The following is an 18,958-nucleotide window of genomic DNA, read 5'->3' as shown; positions in this document are numbered from 1 at the left end:
CACTGATCAGCCAGCAGCCGCTGCAACCCCAGGGAGCGTTGTGTCCCGTCGCCTGTTCACCTCGGAGTCCGTGACCGAGGGTCACCCCGACAAGATCGCTGACCAGATCAGCGACACCATTCTCGACGCGCTCCTGCGCGAGGACCCCTCCTCGCGCGTCGCCGTCGAGACCCTGATCACGACCGGCCTGGTGCACGTGGCCGGCGAGGTCACGACCAAGACGTACGCGGACATCGCGACGCTGGTCCGGAACAAGATCCTCGAGATCGGCTACGACTCCAGCAAGAAGGGCTTCGACGGCGCCTCCTGCGGCGTGTCGGTGTCCATCGGCGCGCAGTCCCCGGACATCGCCCAGGGCGTGGACACGGCGTACGAGACCCGTGTCGAGGGTGACGACGACGAGCTCGACAAGCAGGGCGCGGGCGACCAGGGCCTGATGTTCGGCTACGCGACGGACGAGACGCCGACGCTGATGCCGCTGCCCATCTTCCTCGCCCACCGCCTGTCCAGGCGCCTGTCCGAGGTGCGCAAGAACGGGACCATCCCCTACCTCCGCCCGGACGGCAAGACGCAGGTCACCATCGAGTACGACGGTGACAAGGCGGTCCGTCTGGACACGGTGGTGGTGTCCTCCCAGCACGCCTCCGACATCGACCTGGAGTCGCTGCTCGCTCCGGACATCAAGGAGTTCGTGGTCGAGCCCGAGCTGAAGGCGCTGCTGGACGAGGGCATCAAGCTCGACACGGAGAACTACCGCCTCCTGGTCAACCCGACCGGCCGCTTCGAGATCGGCGGCCCGATGGGCGACGCCGGCCTGACCGGCCGCAAGATCATCATCGACACCTACGGCGGCATGGCCCGGCACGGCGGCGGTGCCTTCTCCGGCAAGGACCCGTCCAAGGTCGACCGCTCCGCGGCGTACGCGATGCGCTGGGTCGCCAAGAACGTGGTGGCCGCCGGCCTGGCCACGCGCTGCGAGGTGCAGGTCGCGTACGCGATCGGCAAGGCCGAGCCGGTCGGTCTGTTCGTCGAGACCTTCGGCACCGCCAAGGTCGACACGGACCGGATCGAGAAGGCGATCGACGAGGTCTTCGACCTGCGCCCGGCCGCCATCATCCGCGACCTGGACCTGCTCCGCCCGATCTACTCCCAGACCGCCGCGTACGGCCACTTCGGCCGTGAGCTGCCGGACTTCACCTGGGAGCGCACCGACCGCGTGGACGCGCTGCGCAAGGCGGCGGGGCTGTAGTCCCGACCGTACGTACGGCACCTGTGTGACGGGGCCCGGCACCCTGCGGGGGGCCGGGCCCCGTCGCGTCGGGTTCCGACGCGGCCGGTTCCGTCGCGTCCGGGCGGCGGGCGCCGGGGCGGGGTGCCGGGTGTCGCGCCCGCGGGGGACCCGGCAGCCGTCGGATGTCAGTGGTGTTTGGTAGGAATGCAGGCGTGAGCAGCGAGAACGAGCAGGTGGACGGCGAGGCGCAGGGCGCCCCGCCCGAGCAGCTCGCGCTCATCCGCGAGAGCGTGCGCAAGGCGAAGACGCCCCGGGCCAAGCCGCGGACCTGGCGTGGAGCCGCGCTCGCCAAGGAACTGCCGGTCGCCCGGGTCCTCGTCGACAAGGGCGTGCTCCACCTCGACCGCTACTTCGACTACGCCGTGCCCGAGGAGCTGGACGAGCAGGCCCGGCCGGGCGTGCGGGTCCGGGTGCGCTTCGGGGCCGGGCGGAACCGGGTGCGGGACGGACGCCGCGAGGGTGGCGGCCTGATCGACGGCTTCCTCGTCGAGCGGCTGCCCGAGTCGGACTACTCCGGTCCGCTGGCCGCCCTGGCCCAGGTCGTCTCGCCCGAGCAGGTGCTGAGCGAGGAGTTGCTCGCACTGGCCCGGGCGGTCGCCGACCGGTACGCGGGCAGCCTCGCCGACGTGCTGCAACTGGCCGTGCCGCCGCGCAACGCCCGGGCCGAGCAGCGTCCCTCCCCCGAGCCGCTGCCGCCGCCCGAGGCCCCCGAACCGGCCTCCTGGCAGCGCTACGAGCGCGGGGCGGCCTTCCTCCAGTCCCTCGCCTCGGGCGGCGCGCCCCGGGCCGTGTGGAACGCGCTGCCGGGTCCGCAGTGGAGCGAGGAGCTCGCCCGCGCCGTCGCGGCGACGCTGGCGTCCGGGCGGGGCGCCCTGGTGGTCCTGCCCGACGGCCGGGCGGTCGCCCGGGCCGACGCCGCGCTCACCGCCCTGCTCGGTGAGGGGAGGCACGCGGTCCTCACCGCCGACGCCGGCCCCGAGAAGCGCTACGCCCAGTGGCTCGCGGTACGGCGCGGTTCCGTGCGGGCGGTGGTCGGCACCCGCGCCGCGATGTTCGCGCCCGTCCAGGACCTGGGCCTGGTCGCCCTCTGGGACGACGGCGACGACAGCCACAGCGAGCAGCACGCCCCGCAGCCGCACGCCCGCGAGGTGCTGCTGCTGCGCGCCGCGCAGGACCGCTGCGGCTTCCTGCTGGGCGGCTGGGCCTGCACGGTGGAGGCCGCGCAGCTCGTCGAGACCGGCTGGGCGCGCCCGCTCGTCGCCGGCCGGGACCAGGTGCGCGCCGCGGCCCCTCTGGTACGGACCGTCGGGGACATGGACCTCGCCCGGGACGAGGCCGCCCGGGCCGCCCGGCTTCCCACGCTCGCCTGGCAGGCCGTCAGGGAGGGCCTGAAGCAGGGGCCGGTGCTCGTGCAGGTGCCCCGGCGGGGCTACGTGCCGCGCATGGCCTGTGCCCAGTGCCGGGCGCCCGCGCGGTGCCGGCACTGCTCCGGGCCCTTGGAGACGCGGGACGGTGGGGCGCTGTGCTGCGGCTGGTGCGGCCGTGAGGAGGCTGCCTGGCACTGCCCGGAGTGCGGGGGGTTCCGGTTGCGCGCCTCGGTCGTGGGAGCGCGGCGGACGGCCGAGGAACTGGGCCGGGCGTTCCCGGCGGTCCCGGTGCGGACCTCGGGGCGGGAGCACGTGCTCGACACGGTGCCGGGTGCGCCCGCGCTCGTCGTCAGCACACCGGGGGCGGAGCCCGTCGCCGAGGGCGGCTACGCGGCCGCGCTGCTGCTGGACGGCTGGGCCATGCTCGGGCGGCCCGATCTGCGGGCCGGGGAGGACGCGCTGCGGCGGTGGATCGCCGCCGCGGCCCTGGTCCGGCCGCAGTCGGCCGGCGGCACGGTGGTGGTCGTGGCCGAGCCGACTTTGCGGCCGGTGCAGGCGCTGGTGCGCTGGGACCCCGTCGGGCACGCGGTGCGGGAGCTCGCCGAGCGGGCCGAGCTGGGATTTCCGCCGGTGTCCCGGATGGCCGCCGTGTCGGGCCCGCCGGAGGCGGTGGCCGACTTCCTCCGGACGGCCGAACTGCCGTCCGAGGCCGAGGTGCTGGGGCCGGTGCCCCTGCCGGTGCCCCCCGCGGGACGACCGCGCCGGGCCGGGGCTCCGCCGCCCGGGGAGCAGTGGGAGCGGGCTCTGCTGCGCGTGCCGCCCGGCCGGGGCGCGGCCCTGGCGGCAGCGCTCAAGGCCGCGCAGGCGGCGAGGACGGCCCGGGGGAGTGGTCAGGGGACGGGTGTGTGGGTGCGGATCGACCCGGCCGACATCGGCTGAGACCCGTCGGGCCCGGACCTGGGGTTGGGTGGGGCCCGGGCGGATCCGGTGGGGGCCTGGACGGGTCCGGTGGGGGCTTGGGCGGGAGCGGGCTGTTCGGCGGAGGGGCGCGGCTGGGGGAGGGTGCCGCCCTTCGGCTGATGGCTGTCGAGGGTGTGTCGCCTGGGTTGGCGCGTTGGCCTGGACACGCGGCTGCCCTCCCGGAGGGGGCCGGGAGGGCAGGAGGGTGAGGCGGTGAGCCGTCGCTGGTCAGCCGTCGCGTGTCAGCCGTTGCGGGGGCCGGGGAAGGCCGTCGGCCGGACCTCTTCGCGCAGCGCCGGGCTCCCGGCGGTGGGCTGCGTCGGCATGGAGCGGGCCGCGGGGACGGTCGGCATCGTGGGGAGTCCGGCCGGCGCGTTGACCGTGCGCGTGCCGGACGGCTCCGGAGTGCGCTCCGGCTCGGCCGTGACCGTCTGCGCCGCCGCCCGGCGGGCGCCGTACCGGCGGTGCACGGCCTGCTTGGTGACACCCAGCGCGGATCCGACGGCGTCCCACGAGAAGCCGAGGGAGCGGTCGAAGTCCACGGCCGCCGTCACCAGGGTCTCGACGCTGTCCCGCAGCTCCTGGGCGAGACGTACCGTCGGGGCGGGTGCGCGTCCGTAGACGACGAAGCCCGTGGACGGGCCGGAGCGGCGCGGGCGGTAGACGTTGCCCAGCTGGGCGGTGAGGGTGCGCAGTGCGTCCACCTGCCGGCGGACCCGCTCGATGTCGCGCACCAGCAAGTGCAGGCTGGCCCGAGCCTGGGCGTCGTGGGTTGCGTGGTCGGCCATGAACAAGCCTCTCGAACCGGCGTTGAAAGGAACGGGCCGCGACTGCGGCCCTCTGTGGTCAACTCTGTCTTGACCAACGCGGATTCGCTCCGCTGGTCACGGTGCAGGGGCGTAGGGGCATATGCGTGCGCCTGTTTGCGCGGGGCGTGCGCCTCGCCCCCGGCGTTCGCCGGCCGCTGTCGGCGGCTTCCCGCGTCCGGCTCATAGACTGGGGCGTCGCCCGTCACCCGCCCCCGCCCCGAGAGGCCCCCAGCACCCCATGAAGCTCGTCTTCGCCGGTACACCCGAGGTCGCCGTTCCCGCCCTGGACGCTCTTCTCGCCTCCGGACGGCACGAGGTGGCCGCCGTCGTCACGCGGCCCGACGCTCCGGCCGGGCGGGGGCGCAGGCTCGTCGCGTCGCCCGTCGCCGAGCGGGCGGCGGAGGCCGGGATCGAGGTGCTGAAGCCGGTGAAGCCGAAGGACCCCGAGTTCCTGGAGCGGCTGCGGGAGATCGCGCCCGACTGCTGCCCCGTCGTCGCCTACGGCGCGCTGCTGCCCCGGATCGCCCTCGACGTCCCCGCGCACGGCTGGGTGAACCTGCACTTCTCGCTGCTGCCCGCCTGGCGGGGTGCAGCGCCCGTGCAGCACGCCATCATGGCCGGTGACGAGATCACCGGGGCGTCGACCTTCCTCATCGAGGAGGGGCTCGACTCGGGCCCGGTGTACGGGACGGTGACCGAGGAGATCCGGCCCACCGACACCAGCGGTGACCTGCTGACGCGGCTCGCGTTCGCCGGGGCCGGGCTGCTCGCGGCGACCATGGACGGGATCGAGGACGGCACGCTCAAGGCGGTGCCGCAGCCCGCCGAGGGCGTCAGCCTGGCGCCGAAGGTCAACGTGGAGGACGCGCACCTGGACTGGTCCGCGCCCGCGCTGCGCGTCGACCGGGTGGTGCGGGGCTGCACCCCGGCGCCCGGTGCCTGGACCACGTTCCGCGGCGAGCGGCTCAAGCTCATCCAGGTCACGCCGGTGCCCGACCGCACGGACCTCGCCCCGGGGGAGATCGCCGCCGGGAAGAACAGCGTGCATGTGGGTACGGGCTCGTACGCGGTGGAGCTGCTGTGGGTGCAGGCCCAGGGCAAGAAGCCGATGCGGGCCGCGGACTGGGCGCGCGGGGTGCGGATCGGGGAAGAGGAGCGGCTCGGAAGCTGACGCCCACCCGGCGGCTCGCCGGGTCCGTCAGCGCCGCCGGGTCCGCTGTCCGTCACCGGCCGAGCACCCCACTGCGGCCCACCCCGCCCGGCCCTGCGCCGGAGAACCCCGCCCCGGCCCCGCCGTCCGGCGGTGCGCCGCGCCTGCCTGCGCTGCGGCCCCGCCGTCCGGCGGTGCTCCGCACCTGCCCTCCCGGCTGCGGCCCCCCGCCGTCCGGCAGCGCGCCGCGCCGCCCGCGTCCTGCGCTGCGGTCCCGCCGTCCGGCGGTCCGCCGCACCTGCCCTCCGCTGTGGGCCAGCCGTCCGGCGCTACGCCGGCAACCTCGGCACCGGCGCCGCCGTCCGGCGGTCCGCCGCGCGTACCCTCCGCTGCGGGCCTGCCGTCCGGCGTTACGCCGGAAACCCGGCACCGGCGTCGCCGTCAGGCGCCGCGCCGCCCGCGTCCTGCGCTGCGGCCCCGCCGTCCGGCGGTGCTCCGCACGTACTCTCCGGGCCCGCCGTCCGGCCCTGCGCCGGAGATCCCCGCACCGGCCCCGCCCCGCCGCCCGGCAGTGTGCCGCACGTGCCCTCCGCCCCACCGCCGGACGGCACCCGGCGTAGGCTGGGGCGCGCATCTCTTCTCACACCCGGAGCACCTTTTTCGTGAGTGAACAGCCCCGCCGGCCCCGCACGTCCGGCAAGCCCTATCGCCGGCCCAAGAAGGACCCCGTCCGCATCCTCGCCTTCGAGGCGCTCAGGGCCGTGGACGAGCGCGACGCCTACGCCAACCTCGTCCTGCCGCCCCTGCTGCGCAAGGCCCGTGAGCAGGGCGACTTCGACGCCCGGGACGCGGCGCTGGCCACCGAGCTGGTGTACGGGACGCTGCGGCGGCAGGGGACGTACGACGCGGTGCTGGCGGCCTGCGTGGACCGGCCGCTCGGGGAGGTCGACCCGCCCGTGCTGGATGTGCTGAGCCTGGGGGCGCACCAGCTGCTCGGCACCCGCATCCCCACGCACGCGGCCGTCTCCGCCACCGTCGAACTGGCCCGGGTGGTGCTGGGCGACGGGCGGGCGAAGTTCGTCAACGCCGTGCTGCGCAAGGTCGCCCAGCACGATTTGGACGGCTGGCTGGAACGGGTGGCGCCGCCCTACGAGGACGACCCCGAGGACCACCTCGCCGTGGTGCACTCGCACCCGCGGTGGGTCGTGTCCGCGCTGTGGGACTCCCTGGGCGGCGGCCGCGCCGGCATCGAGGAGCTGCTGCGCGCCGACAACGAGCGGCCCGAGGTGACCCTGGTGGCCCGGCCCGGCCGCTCCGGCGCCGAGGAGCTGCTGGACGAGGACGCCGCCGTGCCGGGACGCTGGTCGCCGTACGCGGTGCGGCTGACCGAGGGCGGGGAGCCGGGTGCCGTCGCCGCCGTGCGCGACGGGCGGGCGGGAGTGCAGGACGAGGGCAGCCAGCTCGTCGCGATCGCCCTGGCCAACGCGCCGGTGGAAGGGCCCGACCGGCGGTGGCTGGACGGGTGCGCCGGACCGGGCGGCAAGGCCGCACTGCTGGGTGCCCTGGCCGCGCAGCGGGGAGCCCTGCTGGTCGCCTCCGAGAAGCAGACCCACCGGGCCGGGCTGGTGGCGCGGGCCCTGGACGGCAACCCCGGGCCGTACCAGGTGATCGCCGCGGACGGGACCCGCCCGGCGTGGCGGCCCGGCAGCTTCGACCGGGTGCTGGTCGACGTGCCCTGCACCGGTCTGGGCGCCCTGCGCCGCCGTCCCGAGGCGCGCTGGCGCCGCCGCCCGGAGGACCTGGAGGGGTTCGCGCCGCTCCAGCGCGGCCTGCTCCGCACCGCCCTGGAGTCGGTGCGCGTCGGCGGTGTCGTGGGCTACGCGACCTGCTCGCCGCACCTCGCCGAGACCCGGGCCGTGGTCGCCGACGTGCTGAAGCAGTTCCCGGACACCGATCTCATCGACGCCCGCGGGCTGCTGCCGGACGTGCCGGACCTGGGGGACGGGCCGGACGTGCAGCTCTGGCCGCATCTGCACGGCACCGACGCGATGTACCTGGCGCTCATCCGCCGGACCGGCTGACCCCCGCGGGCCGGCGGGCGTCCGCCCCGGCGCGTGTCACCCGTCGGGGCGGCCGGTCGCTGCTCCGGCGGGCTCCCCGGCCGGGGCCCTGCCGTCCTCCCGGGCCAGCCGGTGCGGCCACCACACCTTCGGGCCGATGTCCAGGAACAGGGACGTCACCAGCACCGAGCGCACGATGAACGTGTCGATGAGGACGCCGAGGGCGACCGTGAAGCCGATCTCGGCGAAGGCGACCAGCGGCAGGGTGCCGAGCGCGGCGAACGTCCCGGCCAGGACCAGACCGGCGGAGGTGATCACCGCGCCGGTGGCGGCGAGGCCCGTGACCACGCCCGTCCTGGTGCCCTGGCGGGCCGCCTCCTCGCGGATCCGGGTGGTCAGGAAGATGTTGTAGTCGATGCCCAGGGCCACCAGGAACACGAACACGAACAGCGGGAAGTCGGTCGCCTCGCCCGCGTAGTCGAAGACGTACCGGAACGCGAGCGCGCTGATGCCCAGGGCCGCCGTGAACGACAGGATCACCGTGCCGATCAGCAGCAGCGGGGCGACCAGGGCCCGCAGCAGGGCGCAGAGGATCAGCAGGACGACCACCAGCACCAGCGGGATGATCAGCACGTTGTCGTGCGTGGTCGCCTCGTCCATGTCCAGCAGGGCCGCCGTGCCGCCGCCCACCCGGGCGTCGGCGTCCGGCACCGCGTGCACGGCGTCGCGGACCCGCTCGACCGTCTGTTTCGCGGCCTCGCTGTCCGCCGGGGCCGTCATCGTCGCCTCGAAGAGGACCCTGCCCTCGAAGCCGGGTCTGGTGCCCGGCGGCAGCCCGAGGGACTGCGGCACCACGCCCGGGGTCCGCGCGACCGCCCGGCCCACGTCGACGGCCTGCTCCCGGTCGCTGACCACGACGAGCGGGTCGCCGCTGCCCGCCGGGAAGTAGCGGGCCGACACCTGCTGGCCCGTGATGGAGTCCGGCTCGCCCGTGAAGGCGTCCGCGTTGGGGATGCCCTCGGCCCGCAACTGGATCAGGCCCAGGGAGCAGACCGCCAGCGCGAGCGCGGTGACGGCCCAGGTGGTGCGCGGCCGGCGGGCGATCCGGCGGCCCGTGCGCGCCCAGAAGCCCCGCTCGGTCGGCTCGGCGGAGCCCAGGTGCGGGATCACCGGCCAGAAGATCCACCGGCCGCAGACGACCAGCAGGGCGGGGAACAGGCTCATCATGGCCAGCAGGGCGACGGCGACGCCGATGGCGGCGACCGGGCCGAGGCCCCTGGTGGAGTTCATCTCGGCGGCCAGCAGCACCAGCATGCTCAGCACCACGGTCGCCCCCGAGGCGAGCACGGCCGGTCCCGCCCGGTGCAGGGCCAGGGCCATGGCCTCGTGCCGGTCCTCGTGCCGGCGCAGCTCCTCCCGGTAGCGGGCGACCAGCAGCAGGGCGTAGTCCGTCCCCGCGCCGAAGACGAGCACCGTGAGGATGCCGGCGCTCTGCCCGTTGACCGTCAGGCCCGCGTGCGCGGCCAGGGCGTAGATCAGCGCCTGGGCGGTGAACAGGGCGCACACCACCGAGATCAGGGGCACCACCAGCAGGGTGAGGCTGCGGTAGGTGATGAGCAGCATGACGATCACGACGGTCATCGCCGCGAACAGCAGCGTGGAGTCGATGCCCTCGAAGGCCTCCGCCGAGTCGGCCGCCGTACCGCCCGGGCCCGTGACGTGCACGGCCAGGCCGCCCCCGCTCCCGCCGACGTCGTCGCGGATGGACTCCACCGCGGGGGAGATCCGCTCCCAGCCCTTCTCGTCCATGGTGATCGGCACGAACACCTGCGCGGCCCGGGGATCGGTGGCCCGGTCGAGGACCGGCCCGCGCGTCTGCGCGCCCCGGATGCCGTGGTCGCGCAACTCCCTCAGCTCGCGCACGTCCTGAGCGATCCGCGCCCGGTCCTGGGGCGTCAGCCCGCCGTCCCGCGCGTAGATCACCACCGCCGGGATCTGCTCCGGCCGGAAGTCCTCCGACTCCTGAAGCACCTGGGTCGACTCGGCGGACCCGGGCAGCCACGACGCCGCGTCGTTGTCCTGGGCGTCGGTCAGCTTCATGGCGAACGGGGCGGCGACGAGCAGGACGACCACCCAGAACACCAGCACGAGCCACTTGGCCCGCCGTCCGCAGACGAGGTGCGCGACGCCCTGCTTCATGTCGTCCCCCTCCGTGGAGACGCCCCGCGAGAGGCGCGGGGCCGTGACACGTGCGGCTCCGCCGCGCGGGCGCGACGAGCCAGGTGGGTCCCGCGGCCGGCGGAGCAGCTGGGTCCGGTGCCCACAACCCCCGCGGGGCATGGCAGTCTTAGGACATGGCCGTGCAGATCAACCCCAGCATCCTGTCCGCCGACTTCGCCCGCCTCGCGGACGAGGCGCAGGCCGTGCAGGGAGCCGACTGGCTCCACGTCGACGTCATGGACAACCATTTCGTCCCGAACCTCACGCTCGGGGTGCCGGTCGTAGAGTCGCTCGCCCGTGCGACGGACACTCCGCTGGACTGCCATCTGATGATCGAGGCCCCCGATCGGTGGGCGCCCCAGTACGTGGAGGCGGGGGCCGGTTCGGTCACCTTCCACGTCGAGGCCGCCGCCGCGCCGGTCCGGCTCGCCCGGGAGATCCGCGCCAAGGGCGCCCGCGCCTCGATGGCGCTGAAGCCCGCGACTCCCGTCGAGCCGTACGAGGACCTGCTCCCCGAGCTCGACATGCTGCTGATCATGACGGTCGAGCCGGGCTTCGGGGGACAGGCCTTCCTCGACATCATGCTTCCGAAGATCCGCCGGACCCGCGAGTTGATCAGCAAGCACGGGCTGGAGCTCTGGCTCCAGGTCGACGGCGGAGTCTCCGCTTCCACTATCGAGCGCTGTGCGGAGGCCGGAGCCGACGTCTTCGTCGCCGGATCGGCGGTCTACGGGGCGAACGACCCGGCAGAAGCGGTACGTGCACTACGCACCCAGGCCGAGGCGAACACCGCGAAGGCCACATGGGCGTGCGGCCACTGAGCCACAGCAAAGTGAACGGCTCTCATCAGGGCTGATCATCCGCGCCGGATCTGCAAGGATGAACGGCGAATCCAGAGTGTGAACAGCAGTGAGGAGATCGCCGTGTCGGGTATGTCGGCGGGCCGGTCAGCCATGCGGATGGGACCCGCTGAGCTGGTGCAGGCGGCGGCCATGGCCCGCCGCTTCTACCTCGAGGGCAAGTCCAAGATCCAGATCGCCGAGGAGTTCGGCGTCAGCCGCTTCAAGGTGGCCCGGGTCCTGGAGACCGCCCTCGAACGGGACCTCGTACGCATCGAGATCAGGGTGCCCGCGGAACTGGACGCCGACCGCTCGGACGCGCTCCGCGCCCGGTACGGCCTCCGGCACGCCGTCGTGGTCGAGTCGCCGGCCGAGGCCGAGGAGACGCCCGACCCCGAGAACCTGGGAGAGGTGGCCGCCGACCTGCTCGGCGAACTGGTCGACGAGGGCGACGTCCTGGGCCTCGCCTGGGGCCGCTCCACCATCCACATGGCGGCGGCGCTCGACCGGCTGCCGCCGTGCACGGTGGTGCAGCTGACCGGCGTGTACGACGCCGGGACCGCCGAACGCGGCTCGGTCGAGGCCGTGCGGCGGGCCGCCCAGGTCTCCGGAGGCGACGCCCACCCCATCTACGCCCCCATGCTGCTGCCCGACGCCGCCACGGCCACGGCGCTGCGCAACCAGACGGGCATCGCCCGGGCCTTCGAGCACTTCGACAAGGTCACCGTCGCCTGCGTCTCCATCGGGTCCTGGGAGCCGGGCATCTCCACGGTGCACGACATGCTCAGCGACGAGGAGCGCGCGCACTACGCCTCGCTCGGTGTCGCCGCCGAGATGTCCGCGCACCTCTTCGACGCGGAGGGGCGCCGGGTCGGCCGGGACCTGGGCGAGCGGTGCATCACCGTCAAGGCCGACCAGCTGCGCCGCATCCCCGAGGTCGTCGCCATAGCGGGCGGGCAGCGCAAGGGGCCGGCGATCGACGCCGTGCTGCGCTCCGGGCTGGTCACCAGCCTGGTGACGGACACCTCGGCCGCCGACTACCTGATGACCGCGGGCCCGGCCCCGAAGCCCGCGCTCAACCGCGCCGACCCGGACGGGGCCTGACCCATGGCCGGCCAGGTGCCCCTGCCGCACGACCCGGCGGGCCGGATCGTGCGCGTCCTCGACCTCGACGGGGTCACGGACAAGGCCGGCCTGATGGACCGCTGCGCCCGCGACCTGGCGCTGCCCGACTGGTTCGGCCGCAACTGGGACGCCCTCGCCGACTGCCTGTCCGACCCCGCCCTGTGGCCCGAGGGGGCCGTGGAGCGGGGTCTGCTGGTCGTCGTGCGCGGCTGGCGCGGCTACGCCGAGGCCCGGCCCGAGGAGTGGCAGGTCGCCGAGGAGATCTTCGCCGAGGCCACGGACCGCGGCCCGGGCCTGTTCGTGACCCTCGGCCTTGGAGCATCCTCCGAAGGAGGCCCTGACCAGGCTGGATGATTCGCCCGGGGTCGGGAGCGCCGGTGTCATGGGACAATGAAGTACGTGCTCTTTCCCCCTGGCCGGCCGGTCCGGGGGTCACCTCTGATCGACTGGGATGTGCAGCACGTGCGTTTCCTCAATGACATCCAGCCCGGGTACGACCTGACGTACGACGACGTCTTCATGGTGCCGAGCCGCTCCTCGGTGGGCTCGCGGCAGGCCGTCGACCTCAGCTCCCCGGACGGCACGGGCACCACCATCCCGCTCGTCGTCGCCAACATGACCGCCATCGCCGGGCGCCGCATGGCCGAGACCGTGGCCCGCCGCGGCGGCCTGGTGGTGATCCCGCAGGACATCCCGATCGACGTGGTCACCGACGTCGTGGCCTGGGTCAAGAGCCGGCACCTGGTGCTGGACACCCCGATCATCCTGTCCCCGCACCAGACCGTCGCCGACGCGCTGGGGCTGCTGCCCAAGCGGGCGCACGACGCCGGTGTCGTCGTCGACGAGCACCACCGGCCCGTCGGCGTGGTCACCGACGCCGACCTCTCCGGCGTGGACCGCTTCACGCAGCTCTCCGAGGTCATGTCCCGGGACCTGCTGCTCATCGACGCCGACAAGGACCCGGGCGAGGCCTTCGGCGTCCTCGACCACGCCAACCGCCGCTACGCCCCCGCGGTCCACCCCGACGGCACGCTCGCCGGCATCCTGACCCGCAAGGGCGCCCTGCGCGCCACGCTCTACACCCCGGCCACCGACGACCGCGGCCGGCTGCGCGTCGCGGCGGCCGTCGGCATCAACGGCGACGTCGCGGGCAAGGCCGAGCAGCTGCTGAAGGCCGGTGTCGACACGCTCGTCATCGACACCGCGCACGGCCACCAGGAGTCGATGATCAGCGCCCTGAAGCTGGTGCGCGACCTCGACCCGCAGGTGCCGATCGTGGCGGGCAACGTCGTGGCGGCCGCAGGCGTGCGCGACCTCATCGAGGCCGGCGCGGACATCGTCAAGGTCGGTGTCGGCCCCGGCGCCATGTGCACCACGCGCATGATGACCGGCGTGGGCCGGCCGCAGTTCTCCGCCGTCCTGGAGTGCGCCGCCGAGGCGGCGAAGTACGGCAAGCACGTGTGGGCCGACGGCGGCGTCCGCCACCCCCGCGACGTCGCCATGGCCCTCGCCGCCGGCGCGTCCAACGTGATGATCGGCTCCTGGTTCGCCGGCACCTACGAGTCCCCGGGCGACCTCCAGCACGACGCCCAGGGCCGCGCCTACAAGGAGTCCTTCGGCATGGCCTCCGCCCGCGCCGTGCGCAACCGCACCTCCGAGGAGTCGGCGTACGACCGCGCCCGCAAGGCGCTGTTCGAGGAGGGCATCTCCACCTCCCGCATGTTCCTCGACCCGGCCCGCCCCGGCGTGGAGGACCTGATCGACTCGATCATCGCGGGCGTCCGCTCCTCCTGCACCTACGCCGGCGCCGGCTCCCTGGCCGAGTTCGCCGAGAAGGCCGTCATCGGCGTCCAGAGCGCCGCCGGCTACGCCGAGGGCAAGCCCCTGCACGCGAGTTGGAGCTGACCGCCCGCCACCTTCCTGAACGGCCCCCGCCGACCCGCCCAGCGGGACGGCGGGGGCCGTTCCGCATGCCGGCCGCCGAGCGGGCGGGGACCCCGCCGGAGCCCCCGTGACGCGGGCCGGTGCAACAGTCGACAGCCGCCCTGCAACGAACGCTCACGGCGCCCCCGTCAACGCAATGATCTTGCGGGTATGCGCAAGGTTGCTGCATTTCGGGAGCAACGCCGATCCTCGTAGGCTGTCGCCTCGTACGTGGCGTGGCGGGGACTCCGCTCGGTGGGTCCCTGCTCAAGGGTGCCCGCGGTCCCTGCCGCCCTGACCGGCAGCGAAAAGGAGCCAGCGCGTGCTCGACCAAGGCGCACCCCCGCACAACCCAGGCCAGACAGCCGCCCCCGCGTCCCCCGGCATCGGCGCGCGCCTCATGCGCCGCAAGCCGGTGGAACGCCTGGTCGCGGAGGGTGGGCAGGGCGAGGGAGGATCGCTGCGCCGCTCCCTGGGGCTGTGGCAGCTCACCATGATCAGCATCGGTGCCACCCTCGGCACCGGCATCTTCGTGGTCCTCGGCGAGGCCGTCCCCAAGGCGGGCCCGGCCGTCACGCTCTCCTTCGTCATCGCCGGTCTGACCGCCCTGTTCTCGGCCCTGTCCTACGCCGAGCTGGCCGGCACCATCCCCGTCTCCGGCTCCTCCTACTCGTATGCGTACGCAACGATGGGCGAGCTGATCGCCTGGGTCTGCGGCTGGTGCCTGGTGCTGGAGTACGGCGTGTCCGTCGCCGCCGTGGCCGTCGGCTGGGGCGAGTACCTCAACGAACTGCTCGACGGGACCATAGGCGTCACCATCCCGGCGGCCCTGTCCGCGCCGCCCGGTGACGGCGGCGTGTTCAACCTGCCCGCGCTGATCGTCGTCCTGCTCGCCATGGCGTTCCTGCTGGGCGGCGCCCGCGAGTCGGCCCGCGCCAACACCGTCATGGTCGTCGTGAAGATCGCCGCGCTGGTGCTGTTCTGCGCCATCGGCGTCCAGGGCTTCCGCTCCGGCAACTACGAGAACTTCATGCCGCTCGGCATGGCCGGGGTCAGTGCCGCCGGTGCCACGCTGTTCTTCTCCTACATCGGCTTCGACGCCGCCTCCACCGCCGGTGAGGAGGCCAAGAACGCCCAGCGCGACCTGCCCCGCGCGATCATGCTGTCGCTGGTCATCGTCACCGCGCTGTACGTGCTGGTCGCAGCCGTCGCCGTCGGCGCCAAGCCCTGGAAGGGCTTCACCGACTCCGAGGCCGCCCTCGCCCAGATCATGCGCGAGGTCACCGGGCAGAGCTTCTGGGGCACGCTCCTCGCCTTCTGCGCCGTCATCGCCATCGCCAGCGTGGTGCTGACCGTGCTCTACGGCCAGACCCGCATCCTGTTCGCCATGTCCCGCGACGGACTGGTCCCCAAGGTGTTCGCCCGGGTCCACCCGAAGACCGGCGCGCCGCGCGCCAACACCCTGATCGTGTCGCTGTTCTGCGGCGTCCTGGCCGCCGCGATCCCGCTCGGGCAGCTCGCCGACGCCACCAGCATCGGCACCCTGTTCGCCTTCGCGCTGGTCAACATCGCCGTCGTGGTGCTGCGCCGGACCAAGCCGGACCTGCCCCGCACCTTCCGGGTGCCGCTCTCGCCGGTGCTGCCGGCGCTCGGCTTCGGCTTCTGCGTCTGGATGATGGGCAGCCTGTCCACCGTGACCTGGGTGGTCTTCGGTGTCTGGATGGCGGCCGGGCTCGTGTTCTACTTCGTGTACGGCTACCGCCGCTCCCGACTCGCACCATCCGAGAAGTGATCGACCCACAGTGCTGAACGATCTCGACGAACGCATCGTGCACGCCCTCGCCGAGGACGCCCGCCGCTCCTACGCCGACATCGGCTCGCTCGTCGGCCTGTCCGCGCCCGCCGTGAAGCGGCGCGTGGACCGGCTGCGGGCGACCGGGGCCATCACCGGCTTCACCGTACGGGTGGACCCGGGCGCCCTCGGCTGGGAGACCGAGGGGTTCGTCGAGATCTACTGCCGCGGCAACACCTCCCCGGAGACCATCCAGCGCGGTCTGGAGCGCTACCAGGAGGTCGTGGCCGCCTCGACGGTCACCGGGGACGCGGACGCGATCGCCCAGGTCTTCGCCTCCGACATGCGCCACTTCGAACGGGTCCTGGAGCGGATCGCCGGCGAGCCGTTCGTCGAGCGCACCAAGTCCGTGCTCGTCCTCTCGCCGCTGCTGCGGCGCTTCTCGTCCGGGTCGCCGACGTAATACCCGTGGCCCCCCGCGGGCCGACCGGCCTAGCCTGGGTGCCATGAACCGGCGACATTGATCCACCTGCCGTGCCTCCCGGGGACCGCCCCGGACGCCGTACCCCCGGCGTCCGATCGGTCCTGACGGGAAGGCCCCATGACACTCACGCCCCCGCGCGCGCCCGGCGTCCGCCGGCTGACGCGCACGCTGTACGGCTACGCGTTCCTCGACGACTTCGTCCTGCTCTACCCGCTGTACGCGCTGCTGTTCGCCGACACCGGCCTGCCGCTGTGGCAGATCTCGTCCCTCTTCGCGCTGTGGTCGCTGACCTCGGTGGTGCTGGAAGTGCCCTCCGGCGCCTGGGCGGACGCGGTGTCGCGCCGCGCACTGCTGTGGATCGGCCCGCTGCTCACCGCCCTCGGCTTCACGCTGTGGGTGGCCGTCCCCTCGTACGCGGCCTTCGCCGCCGGTTTCGTCCTGTGGGGGGCCGGTGGTGCCCTCGGGTCCGGCGCCCTGGAGGCGCTGGTCTACGACGAGCTGGACCACCAGGGCGCCGCCGGCGCCTACGCGCGGGTCATGGGCCGGGCCCGGGCCGCCCGGCTGCTGGGCACGGTCGCCTCCATCGGCCTCGCGGCGCCCGTGTTCGCCCGGGGCGGCTACCCGGCCGTCGGTGCCGCGAGCGTCCTGGCCTGCCTGCTGGCCGCCCTGACCGCGACCCGGTTCCCGGAGCACCGGGCCCGGCCGGGAGGCGGCGGCGACGGCTGGGCGGCGACCCTGCGGTCCGGGCTCGCCGGAGTTCGCGGGGACCGGGCGGTGCGCGGCGCGCTGCTGCTCGTCCCGGCCGTGGCCGCGGTCTGGGGCGCCCTCGACGAGTACACCCCCCTGCTGGTCCGGGACATCGGCGTGGCCGACGCCACCGTGCCCTGGCTGCTCATGCTGATCTGGGCGGGCGTCACCGCCGGCAGCCTGCTGACCGGACCGGCCGAGCGGCTCGGCACGGCCGGGCTCGCGGCCCTGCTGACGATCGGCGCGCTCGCCCTCGCCGTGGGCGCCGCGGCCCGGTCGCTCGCCGGGATCGTTCCGGTCGCCCTCGCCTTCGCGGCGTTCCAGCTGGCGGAGGTGCTCGCCGACGTCCGGCTCCAGCACCGGATCGACGAGTCGCGCCGGGCCACGCTCACCTCCGTCGCCGGCCTGGGCACCGAACTGGCGACGGTCGCCACGTTCGGCGTGTACGCGCTGCTCGGCACGGAGCTGGCGCACGCCACCGTCTTCGCCCTCCTGGCGATTCCCTACCTGGTCACCGCCCTGGCGCTGGTCAGAGCGCGGGCCGCCACGGCACGACCGTGAAGTCGCCCGTCCCCTTCCTGACCTTCTCGAAGGGGGCGGAGCTCACGCACTTGGGCAACCCGTCGGTCTCGGCGGGGCTGCCCGTGGCGGCCCAGCTGTAGCCGAGCCGGTCGTGGCGGCCCAGGTCGTGGACGGTGACGCCCACCCGCTTGCCCTCGGCGCCCGGCAGGTCGGACTCGGTGACGACGCCCGAGACGACGGCCACCCTGCCCCCCGTCACCAGGCAGTCGACCTCCACCTCGGCCCGGGCCCCGGAGCCGTCCCGATAGTGGCTGAACGTGAAGGTCCCGGTGGCCTTCGTCGGGTCGGCCCCGTCCGCCGCTGCCAGGTGCGCGTCGAACGTGAACGTGATGTCGTCCCCGGCCGAGCGGTACAACTCGGCGGTGCCGGTGAGCGCGGCGGCCTCCCGCTGCCGGGGCGTGCCGGAGGCCGTCGCGGCGGAGGCCGCCCCGGCGGTGAGCAGCAGTGCGGAACCGAGCACGACGATCTTCGTACGGCGCTTCATTGCGGTCCTTTCCGCAGGTCGTGTGGACGGTCCCCACTCTCCCGGCCCGTGCCCGCCGGGTCGTCGCGCCCAGGGCGGGACCCCGTCTCCGCCGCGCGGCGGGGCGGACGGGACGACCCCCGCCTTCCAGGACGACCCGGGCTCCTCCTCGGGTCGCGCAACGAATCGCCGCCCGGCCCCGGAGGCACGCAACGAACCGTTCAGCAGCGCGCAACGGCTCCTTCTTGTCCCCCCTGGTCAGCCGCCCGTACCGTCTACGTGGCCCCTTCAACGACCTCGTGGGCCCTTCGACCACCCCTCCGCCCCGTGAGGAACACGCATGCGCACCGCCCTGCTCCAGAGCTCCGGCCGCCCCGGCTCGACCGTCGAGAACCTCAAGGTCCTCGACGAGGCCGCGGGCCGGGCCGCCGCCGCGGGCGCCGGGCTGCTCGTCACGGCGGAGATGTTCCTGAGCGGCTACGCGATCGGCGACGACATCGGCCGGCTCGCCGAACCCGCCGACGGCGACTGCGCGGACGCGATCGCGGAGATCGCCACGCACCACGGCCTGGCCATCGCCTACGGCTACCCCGAGCGGGCCGGCGACACGGTGTTCAACTCCGCCCAGCTGATCTCCGCCGACGGCGCCCGGCTCGCCAACTACCGCAAGACCCACCTCTTCGGCTGCTTCGAGCGCGACCACTTCACGCCCGGCGAGCAGCCGGTCGTCCAGGCCGAGATCGACGGCGTGCGCGTCGGCATCCTCATCTGCTACGACGTGGAGTTCCCGGAGAACGTCCGCGCCCACGCCCTGGCCGGCACCGACCTGCTGATCGTCCCGACCGCGCAGATGCACCCGTTCCAGTTCGTCGCCGAGTCGATGATCCCGGTGCGGGCCTTCGAGAACCAGATGTACGTCGCGTACGTCAACCGGGTCGGCCGCGAGGGCGAGTTCGAGTTCGTGGGCCTGTCGACGCTCGCCGGCCCCGACGGGATCGCCCGCACCCGGGCCGGCCGCGGTGAGGACCTCGTCCTCGCCGACGTCGACCCCGCCTTCGTCGCCGCCTCCCGCAAGGCCAACCCGTATCTGAGCGACCGGCGGCCCGGCCTGTACCGGCCGCTCGTCTGATCCCCCCCCGAACCACC

The 18,958-nt window shown here is 74.2% G+C and carries 15 protein-coding genes; 12 read left to right on the top strand and 3 right to left on the bottom strand.

From position 1 onward, the window contains the following. The first annotated feature begins 40 nt into the window (after window positions 1-40). Both metK and ACZ6ZN_RS28400 read left to right on the top strand, forming a co-directional pair. Complete coding sequence (metK, locus tag ACZ6ZN_RS28405) at window positions 41-1,249, top strand: methionine adenosyltransferase (RefSeq protein ID WP_398110720.1); 1,209 nt, start codon at window positions 41-43, stop codon at window positions 1,247-1,249. 194 nt (window positions 1,250-1,443) lie between these two features. After that, window positions 1,444-3,597 carry a primosomal protein N' gene (locus ACZ6ZN_RS28400; RefSeq protein ID WP_469650626.1) on the top strand — a complete coding sequence of 718 codons (2,154 nt, stop codon included), beginning with the start codon at window positions 1,444-1,446 and terminating at the stop codon, window positions 3,595-3,597. Between the two features lie 263 nt (window positions 3,598-3,860). Here ACZ6ZN_RS28400 and ACZ6ZN_RS28395 read toward each other — a convergent pair whose 3' ends face one another. After that, window positions 3,861-4,406, bottom strand: coding sequence for a hypothetical protein (locus ACZ6ZN_RS28395; protein ID WP_469650623.1), 546 nt, complete (start codon window positions 4,404-4,406; stop codon window positions 3,861-3,863). A 259-nt stretch (window positions 4,407-4,665) separates the two neighbouring features. On the opposite strand from ACZ6ZN_RS28395, the gene fmt reads away from it, so the two are divergent. Both fmt and ACZ6ZN_RS28385 read left to right on the top strand, forming a co-directional pair. Next, window positions 4,666-5,598 carry a methionyl-tRNA formyltransferase gene (gene fmt, locus ACZ6ZN_RS28390; protein WP_469650621.1) on the top strand — a complete coding sequence of 311 codons (933 nt, stop codon included), beginning with the start codon at window positions 4,666-4,668 and terminating at the stop codon, window positions 5,596-5,598. A gap of 641 nt (window positions 5,599-6,239) precedes the next feature. Continuing rightward, window positions 6,240-7,658 (top strand): RsmB/NOP family class I SAM-dependent RNA methyltransferase, encoded by a 1,419-nt coding sequence (locus ACZ6ZN_RS28385; protein ID WP_398110724.1) that lies wholly within the window; start codon window positions 6,240-6,242, stop codon window positions 7,656-7,658. Between the two features lie 36 nt (window positions 7,659-7,694). On the opposite strand, the gene ACZ6ZN_RS28380 is transcribed toward ACZ6ZN_RS28385, so the two are convergent. Continuing rightward, a complete protein-coding gene (locus ACZ6ZN_RS28380; RefSeq protein WP_469650618.1) occupies window positions 7,695-9,836 on the bottom strand; it encodes an MMPL family transporter in 2,142 nt (713 codons plus the stop codon). Between the two features lie 155 nt (window positions 9,837-9,991). Here ACZ6ZN_RS28380 and rpe point away from each other — a divergent pair, with 155 nt between their 5' ends. From rpe to ACZ6ZN_RS28345, 7 genes are all read left to right on the top strand, one after another. Continuing rightward, window positions 9,992-10,678 carry a ribulose-phosphate 3-epimerase gene (rpe, locus tag ACZ6ZN_RS28375; protein ID WP_469650616.1) on the top strand — a complete coding sequence of 229 codons (687 nt, stop codon included), beginning with the start codon at window positions 9,992-9,994 and terminating at the stop codon, window positions 10,676-10,678. Window positions 10,679-10,756: 78 nt separating this feature from the next. Further along, on the top strand, window positions 10,757-11,800 hold the full coding sequence (locus tag ACZ6ZN_RS28370; RefSeq protein ID WP_398110727.1) for a sugar-binding transcriptional regulator: 1,044 nt from the start codon (window positions 10,757-10,759) through the stop codon (window positions 11,798-11,800). Window positions 11,801-11,821: 21 nt separating this feature from the next. Next, window positions 11,822-12,175 carry a barstar family protein gene (locus ACZ6ZN_RS28365; protein WP_469651052.1) on the top strand — a complete coding sequence of 118 codons (354 nt, stop codon included), beginning with the start codon at window positions 11,822-11,824 and terminating at the stop codon, window positions 12,173-12,175. A 108-nt stretch (window positions 12,176-12,283) separates the two neighbouring features. After that, the gene (locus tag ACZ6ZN_RS28360; protein WP_398110728.1) at window positions 12,284-13,726 is read left to right on the top strand and encodes a GuaB1 family IMP dehydrogenase-related protein; all 1,443 of its coding nucleotides are present in this window, start codon (window positions 12,284-12,286) and stop codon (window positions 13,724-13,726) included. Between the two features lie 340 nt (window positions 13,727-14,066). Next, window positions 14,067-15,536, top strand: a complete 1,470-nt coding sequence (locus ACZ6ZN_RS28355; RefSeq protein WP_451877239.1) for an amino acid permease — start codon at window positions 14,067-14,069, stop codon at window positions 15,534-15,536. A gap of 10 nt (window positions 15,537-15,546) precedes the next feature. Then, on the top strand, window positions 15,547-15,999 hold the full coding sequence (locus tag ACZ6ZN_RS28350; protein ID WP_104778814.1) for an Lrp/AsnC family transcriptional regulator: 453 nt from the start codon (window positions 15,547-15,549) through the stop codon (window positions 15,997-15,999). A 138-nt stretch (window positions 16,000-16,137) separates the two neighbouring features. After that, window positions 16,138-17,328, top strand: a complete 1,191-nt coding sequence (locus ACZ6ZN_RS28345) for an MFS transporter (RefSeq protein WP_469650611.1) — start codon at window positions 16,138-16,140, stop codon at window positions 17,326-17,328. On the opposite strand, the gene ACZ6ZN_RS28340 is transcribed toward ACZ6ZN_RS28345, so the two are convergent. Continuing rightward, window positions 17,297-17,833: a Repetin gene (locus tag ACZ6ZN_RS28340; RefSeq protein ID WP_469650607.1), complete on the bottom strand. Its 537-nt coding sequence runs from the start codon at window positions 17,831-17,833 to the stop codon at window positions 17,297-17,299. The two genes, ACZ6ZN_RS28345 and ACZ6ZN_RS28340, sit on opposite strands and share 32 nt — an antisense overlap. Window positions 17,834-18,152: 319 nt before the next feature. On the opposite strand from ACZ6ZN_RS28340, the gene ACZ6ZN_RS28335 reads away from it, so the two are divergent. Next, a complete protein-coding gene (locus ACZ6ZN_RS28335; RefSeq protein ID WP_469650604.1) occupies window positions 18,153-18,941 on the top strand; it encodes a carbon-nitrogen hydrolase family protein in 789 nt (262 codons plus the stop codon). The last annotated feature ends 17 nt before the right edge of the window (window positions 18,942-18,958 follow it).

This window comes from Streptomyces sp. NPDC053665, from assembly GCF_055585285.1.
The sequence above is the reverse complement of the archived record's forward strand: the minus strand, read 5'-3'. Positions and strand labels throughout refer to the sequence as shown.